13 protein-coding genes are annotated in these 6135 nt (G+C 57.1%); all 13 read left to right on the top strand.

Annotation, left to right across the window (positions count from 1 at the left end; translation table 11 throughout):
- Positions 1-149 precede the first annotated feature (149 nt).
- The 13 genes from rpsJ to rplX all read left to right on the top strand — a co-directional run bounded on the left by rpsJ (position 150) and on the right by rplX (position 6128).
- On the top strand, positions 150-461 hold the full coding sequence (gene rpsJ, locus IGB42_RS18825; protein ID WP_084088496.1) for a 30S ribosomal protein S10: 312 nt from the start codon (positions 150-152) through the stop codon (positions 459-461).
- Positions 462-615: 154 nt separating this feature from the next.
- Positions 616-1260, top strand: coding sequence for a 50S ribosomal protein L3 (gene rplC, locus IGB42_RS18820; protein ID WP_159674567.1), 645 nt, complete (start codon positions 616-618; stop codon positions 1258-1260).
- Complete coding sequence (gene rplD, locus IGB42_RS18815) at positions 1260-1880, top strand: 50S ribosomal protein L4 (RefSeq protein WP_159674589.1); 621 nt, start codon at positions 1260-1262, stop codon at positions 1878-1880. Before rplC ends, rplD begins: the two co-directional genes overlap by 1 nt.
- Positions 1877-2182, top strand: a complete 306-nt coding sequence (rplW, locus tag IGB42_RS18810; RefSeq protein WP_159674565.1) for a 50S ribosomal protein L23 — start codon at positions 1877-1879, stop codon at positions 2180-2182. Before rplD ends, rplW begins: the two co-directional genes overlap by 4 nt.
- A gap of 12 nt (positions 2183-2194) precedes the next feature.
- Positions 2195-3028 (top strand): 50S ribosomal protein L2, encoded by an 834-nt coding sequence (gene rplB / locus IGB42_RS18805; RefSeq protein WP_159674563.1) that lies wholly within the window; start codon positions 2195-2197, stop codon positions 3026-3028.
- Between the two features lie 6 nt (positions 3029-3034).
- Positions 3035-3310, top strand: a complete 276-nt coding sequence (gene rpsS, locus IGB42_RS18800; protein ID WP_084088501.1) for a 30S ribosomal protein S19 — start codon at positions 3035-3037, stop codon at positions 3308-3310.
- Between the two features lie 9 nt (positions 3311-3319).
- Positions 3320-3649, top strand: coding sequence for a 50S ribosomal protein L22 (gene rplV, locus IGB42_RS18795; RefSeq protein ID WP_159674561.1), 330 nt, complete (start codon positions 3320-3322; stop codon positions 3647-3649).
- A gap of 9 nt (positions 3650-3658) precedes the next feature.
- A complete protein-coding gene (rpsC, locus tag IGB42_RS18790) occupies positions 3659-4363 on the top strand; it encodes a 30S ribosomal protein S3 (protein ID WP_159674559.1) in 705 nt (234 codons plus the stop codon).
- The gene (gene rplP, locus IGB42_RS18785) at positions 4347-4763 is read left to right on the top strand and encodes a 50S ribosomal protein L16 (protein WP_159674557.1); all 417 of its coding nucleotides are present in this window, start codon (positions 4347-4349) and stop codon (positions 4761-4763) included. Before rpsC ends, rplP begins: the two co-directional genes overlap by 17 nt.
- Complete coding sequence (gene rpmC, locus IGB42_RS18780; protein ID WP_159674587.1) at positions 4763-4948, top strand: 50S ribosomal protein L29; 186 nt, start codon at positions 4763-4765, stop codon at positions 4946-4948. The genes rplP and rpmC overlap by 1 nt, the downstream gene beginning before the upstream one ends.
- Before the next feature lie 2 nt (positions 4949-4950).
- Complete coding sequence (gene rpsQ, locus IGB42_RS18775) at positions 4951-5214, top strand: 30S ribosomal protein S17 (protein WP_159674555.1); 264 nt, start codon at positions 4951-4953, stop codon at positions 5212-5214.
- A 214-nt stretch (positions 5215-5428) separates the two neighbouring features.
- Positions 5429-5797 carry a 50S ribosomal protein L14 gene (gene rplN / locus IGB42_RS18770; RefSeq protein ID WP_035061755.1) on the top strand — a complete coding sequence of 123 codons (369 nt, stop codon included), beginning with the start codon at positions 5429-5431 and terminating at the stop codon, positions 5795-5797.
- 10 nt (positions 5798-5807) lie between these two features.
- Positions 5808-6128 (top strand): 50S ribosomal protein L24, encoded by a 321-nt coding sequence (gene rplX / locus IGB42_RS18765; protein WP_159674553.1) that lies wholly within the window; start codon positions 5808-5810, stop codon positions 6126-6128.
- Positions 6129-6135 lie beyond the last annotated feature (7 nt).

Below are 6135 nucleotides of genomic sequence, written 5' to 3'. Positions count from 1 at the left end.
CTATCCGTGAAGGCGGTCGTACCGTCGGCGCCGGTGTTGTTGCGAAGATCATCGAGTAATCACTCGAACCAAGGGCAGGCCCGTGGGGCCTGCCTCTGTTCTTTCATGTTGTTACGGTGATCGAATCACCGCGCTCTTTGGGAAAAACCATGGCAAACCAAAAAATCCGTATCCGTCTGAAAGCGTTCGACTACCAGTTGATCGACCGTTCGGCTCAAGAAATCGTTGACACCGCCAAGCGTACCGGCGCTGTCGTCAAGGGCCCGGTTCCGCTGCCGACCAAGATCGAGCGTTTCGACGTTCTGCGTTCGCCGCACGTGAACAAGACTTCGCGTGACCAGTTTGAAATCCGTACCCACCTGCGCCTGATGGACATTGTCGATCCTACCGACAAGACCGTTGACGCACTGATGAAGCTGGATCTGCCGGCTGGTGTGGATGTAGAGATCAAGCTGCAGTAATTTTGCCGCTGCAAGTGCGCTAAGTACTTGCAGCAAAAGAAAAAGCTGTGCTAGTATCGCGGGCTTACCACTTTAGGGTGGTAAGCCCTTTTGTTTTTTTTATTAGTCAGTTATTAGCCGATCAATCGTAATCGGCCCTGAAAAGGAAATAACTATGAGCTTAGGTCTTGTAGGTCGCAAGGTCGGCATGACCCGCGTCTTCGCTGAGGATGGTGCATCCATCCCGGTGACGGTGCTGGATATGTCGGCTAACCGCGTCACGCAAATCAAGTCCGTGGAAACCGACGGCTATGCAGCCGTGCAGGTTACTTTCGGCGCCAAGAAGGCAAGCCGCGTCAACAAAGCGGAAGCTGGTCATTTCGCCAAAGCAGGTGTGGAAGCAGGTCTGGCACTCGTCGAGTTCCGTGTTGCTGCTGACAAGCTTGCCGATCTGAAGGCGGGTGATGCGCTGTCCGTTGAATTGTTCGCTGCCGGCCAATTGGTCGATGTCTCCGGTACGACCCAGGGTAAGGGTTTTTCCGGCGTTATCAAGCGTCACAACTTCCGTTCCAACCGTGCTACCCACGGTAACTCCCGCTCGCACAATACACCGGGCTCCATTGGTCAGGCACAGGATCCGGGTCGTATTTTCCCGGGCAAGCGCATGGCCGGTCAGCTGGGCAATGTAAAGAGCACCGTGCAAAACCTCGAAGTCGTGCGTATCGACGTCGAGCGCCAGCTGCTGCTGGTGAAGGGCGCGGTTCCGGGTTCCAAGGGTAACGACGTTGTCGTTCGCCCTAGCGTGAAGGCAGGTGCATGATGGAACTGAAAGTCATCAATGCTAGCGGTGAGGCGCAAGCCGCCGTCGCCGCATCCGATGCGCTGTTCGCCCGCGAATTCAACGAGGCACTCGTTCACCAGGTGGTGACCGCGTACTTCGCCAACGCGCGCAGCGGCAATCGTGCTCAAAAAGATCGTGCGGAAGTTCATCACTCCACCAAGAAGCCGTTCAAGCAAAAGGGCACCGGTCGTGCCCGCGCCGGTATGACTTCCTCCCCGCTGTGGCGTGGTGGTGGTAAGACATTCCCGAACAGCCCGGACGAAAACTTCAGCCAGAAAGTAAACCGCAAGATGTACCGCGCCGGTATTGCGACCATCCTGTCGCAACTCGTGCGTGAAGATCGTCTGGTGGTGGTTGACTCGCTGGCGCTTGAAGCTCCGAAGACGAAAGAACTGGTGCAAAAGCTTGATTCGCTCAAGCTGGACTCCGTGCTGATCGTCACCAAGGAGCTGGACGAGAACCTGTACCTCGCGTCGCGCAATCTGCCGCACGTGCTGGTGCTGGAACCGTCGCAAGCTGATCCGGTGAGCCTGGTTCGCTTCAAGAAGGTCGTGCTGACCCGTGAAGCGCTGGCTGCGTTCGAGGAGATGTTCGCATGACGCAATTCTCTGAAAACCGTCTGCTTCAGGTGCTGCGTGGTCCGGTCGTTTCCGAGAAGACCACGCTCGTCGCCGAGAAGACGGAACAAATCGTTTTCCGTGTTGCAACCGATGCAACCAAAGCGGAAATCAAGGCTGCCGTCGAGCTTCTCTTCAAGGTGAAGGTCGAAGGCGTAACCGTGCTCAACGTCAAAGGTAAGTCCAAGCGTTTCGGCCGTTTCAACGGCACACGCAAGGATTGGAAAAAGGCTTATGTCAGCCTGGCTCCGGGCCAAGAAATCGACGTTGCCGCTGCGCAATAAGGAGACTTAAAAATGGCATTGGTTAAAGTCAAACCGACGTCCCCGGGTCGCCGCGCTGTCGTCAAGGTCGTGAACCCGGACCTGCACAAGGGCGCGCCGTACGCGCCGCTGCTTGAGCCGCAATCCAAGACTGCCGGTCGTAACAACCGCGGTGTGATCACGACCCGTCACAAGGGTGGTGGCCACAAGCAACACTATCGGATCATCGACTTCAAGCGCAACAAGGATGGCATTCCTGCCACCGTAGAGCGTCTGGAATATGACCCGAACCGTACCGCCAACATCGCATTGCTGTGCTATGCCGATGGCGAACGCCGCTACATCATCGCGCCCAAGGGCCTGAAGGCTGGTCAACCGGTTCAGTCCGGTGCTGATGCGCCGATCAAGGTGGGTTCGGCGATGCCGATCCGCAACATCCCGATCGGTTCGACCATCCACTGCGTTGAACTGCAGCCAGGCAAGGGTGCGCAGATTGCCCGCTCCGCCGGTGCTTCGGTGCAACTGCTGGCTCGTGAAGGTGCTTACGCCCAGCTGCGTCTGCGCTCTGGCGAAATCCGCAAGGTGCACATCGATTGCCGCGCCACCCTGGGTGAAGTCGGTAACGAAGAGCATAGCCTGCGTTCTTACGGCAAGGCCGGTGCAAAGCGCTGGTTGGGTATCCGCCCGACCGTACGCGGTACCGCCATGAACCCGATCGATCACCCGCACGGTGGTGGTGAAGGTCGTACTGGTGAAGGTCGTGTGCCGGTCAGCCCATGGGGCCAGCCGACCAAGGGCTACCGTACGCGTAACAACAAGCGTACCGATGGCATGCGTGTACGTCGCCGTCCTGCGAATAAGAGGTAATTGAACATGGCACGTTCTATCAAGAAGGGCCCGTTCGTTGACCTGCACCTGATCAAGAAGATCGAGGCTGCGCGTGGTTCGAACGACAAGCGCCCAATCAAGACCTGGTCGCGTCGTTCGACCGTTCTGCCGGATTTCGTCGGTCTGACGATCGCTGTGCACAACGGCAAGCAGCACGTTCCGGTCTACGTGAACGAAAACATGGTTGGCCATAAGTTGGGCGAGTTTGCACTCACCCGTACTTTCAAGGGTCATGCCGCCGATAAAAAAGCCAAGCGATAAGGTGAAGACATGCAAGTATCCGCTGTACTGAGCAGTGCGCGTCTGTCCGCCCAAAAAGCGCGGCTGGTTGCCGATCTCGTCCGTGGCAAGTCGGTCGAGCAGGCACTGAACATCCTCGCCTTCAGCCCGAAAAAAGCTGCAGTTGTGATCAAGAAAGTGCTCGAGTCGGCCATTGCCAATGCCGAGCACAACGAAGGCGCTGATATCGATGCGCTGAAGATCACCACGATCTTTGTGGACAAGGGTGCCTCCCTGAAGCGTTTCTCCGCTCGTGCCAAGGGCCGCGGTAACCGCATCGAGAAGCAGACCTGCCACATTACGCTGACTGTTGGCGACTAAGGAGCGAATATGGGTCAGAAAATTCATCCGACGGGTTTTCGTCTCGCCGTCACCAAGAACTGGGCCTCGCGCTGGTACGCCAACAGCAAGAACTTCTCGGAAATGCTCACTGCCGACATCGCAGTGCGTGACTACCTGAAGAAGAAGCTGGCGAATGCCTCCGTGAGCCGCATCGTGATCGAGCGTCCGGCCAAGAATGCCAAAATCACCATCCACACGGCACGTCCGGGTGTGGTGATCGGCAAGAAGGGCGAAGATATCGAGCTGCTCAAGAAAGAGCTGCAAAATATTCTCAAGGTACCGGTCCACGTCAACATCGAAGAAGTGCGCAAGCCGGAAATCGATGCACAGATCATTGCCGACAGCATCTCGTCGCAACTTGAAAAGCGCGTGATGTTCCGTCGCGCCATGAAGCGTGCGATGCAGAATGCCATGCGTCTGGGTGCCCAGGGCATCAAGATCATGTCGTCCGGCCGTCTGAACGGCATCGAGATCGCCCGTACCGAATGGTACCGCGAAGGCCGTGTGCCGCTTCATACACTGCGTGCCGACATCGACTACGCAACGTCCGAAGCCAAGACCACATACGGCATCATCGGTATCAAGGTTTGGGTTTACAAGGGCGAAGTGAAGCCGGGCGAGAAGGCTGCAGAGCCGGCGCCGGAAGCACAGAAGAAACCACGTAAGGGGCCTCGCAATGCTGCAGCCAACTAGACTTAAATACCGTAAGGTCCAGAAGGGCCGCAACACCGGTATTGCCACGCGTGGCAATACTGTTGCGTTCGGTACTTTCGGCCTGAAGGCAACCAGCCGCGGCCGCCTGACCGCGCGTCAGATCGAAGCTGCCCGTCGTGCCATCACCCGCTACATCAAGCGTGGTGGCCGCGTGTGGATCCGTGCGTTCCCGGACAAGCCGATCTCGACCAAGCCTGCCGAAGTCCGGATGGGTAACGGTAAGGGTAGTCCGGAGTACTGGGTTGCTGAAATCCAGCCGGGCAAGGTTCTCTATGAACTCGACGGCGTTACTGAAGAAATCGCTCGCGAAGCGTTCCGCCTGGCTTCGGCCAAGCTGCCGTTCGCAGTGACCTTCGTATCGCGCCAAGTGGGGCAATGATGAAAGCTGCTGAACTTCGTCAAAAATCTGTTGATGAGCTCAAGGTTGAGTTGACCGCATTGCTGCGTGCCCAGTTTGGTCTGCGCATGCAACATGCAACCGGTCAGCTGGCCAAGACCACCGAAATCAACCGGGTGCGCAAGGATATTGCGCGTGTTCGTACCATTCTGGCTGACAAGGCGTAATCATGAGCGAAGCTAAACTCAAGCGTTCCCTGACCGGCCGCGTGGTGAGCAACAAGATGGACAAGACCGTTACGGTTCTGGTCGAGCATCTGGTCAAGCACCCGCTGTACGGCAAGGTTGTGCGTCGTTCCAAGAAGTATCACGCGCACGATGAAACCAACCAGTACAACGAAGGCGACCTGGTGATGATCGAGGAAGGCCGTCCGCTTTCCAAGACCAAATCCTGGTACGTGACGTCGCTGCTGGAGAAGGCACGGGTAGTTTGATCATTTTTTGATCAGTCGTGCTTGCGCGGGCATTCTACTCTGTGTAGAATGCCCGTTTTTCTATGTTACGGCGCGTGTCCGGCTGTAGCGTGTTCTTCCCCCGATGGATTCGTCCTGGAGGGGTCCAAAACTGGCCGCATCCTGGCTCGGTTGGGCCGAGCGTCTCGGCTTTGCCGGGATTGAATGTGCGGTATAAGTTGGAGGTTGTTTTTCCATGATCCAAATGCAATCCATGCTGGAGGTTGCAGACAATACCGGTGCGCGTCACGTTATGTGCATCAAGGTATTGGGCGGCTCCAAGCGTCGCTACGCTTCGGTGGGCGACATCATCAAAGTCACAATCAAGGACGCAGCCCCGCGTGGCCGCGTCAAGAAGGGTGACGTGTATAGCGCGGTCGTCGTGCGTACAGCCAAGGGCGTACGCCGTGCAGACGGCTCGCTGATCAAGTTCGACGGCAATGCCGCCGTTCTTCTTAACAACAAGCTTGAGCCGATCGGCACCCGTATCTTCGGGCCGGTCACGCGTGAGCTGCGCACCGAACGATTCATGAAGATCGTTTCGCTTGCGCCGGAAGTGTTGTAAGGAGATCGGAATGAACAAGATTCGTAAAGGCGACCAAGTCGTTGTCCTGACCGGTAAAGACAAGGGCAAGCGCGCTACCGTGCTGCGTGTCCTGCCGACCGAAGACAAAGTCATTGTCGAGGGCGTGCACGTTGTGAAGAAGCACCAGAAGCCGAACCCCATGCGTGGCGTTCAAGGCGGCATCGTCGAACTGACATTGCCGGTGCACATTTCCAATGTTGCGATTTTCAACCCGGCAACCGGCAAGGCTGACCGCGTAGGCTTCAAGCTGCTTGATGACGGCAAGAAAGTGCGCGTGTTCAAGTCCAGCGGCGAAGTCGTCGGCGCCTAAGGGGTAA

It is taken from the genome of Andreprevotia sp. IGB-42, from assembly GCF_009848685.1.
Classification (GTDB): domain Bacteria; phylum Pseudomonadota; class Gammaproteobacteria; order Burkholderiales; family Chitinibacteraceae; genus Andreprevotia.
Note: the sequence above shows the minus strand (reverse complement) of the source record. Positions and strands in the feature narration are given on the sequence as shown.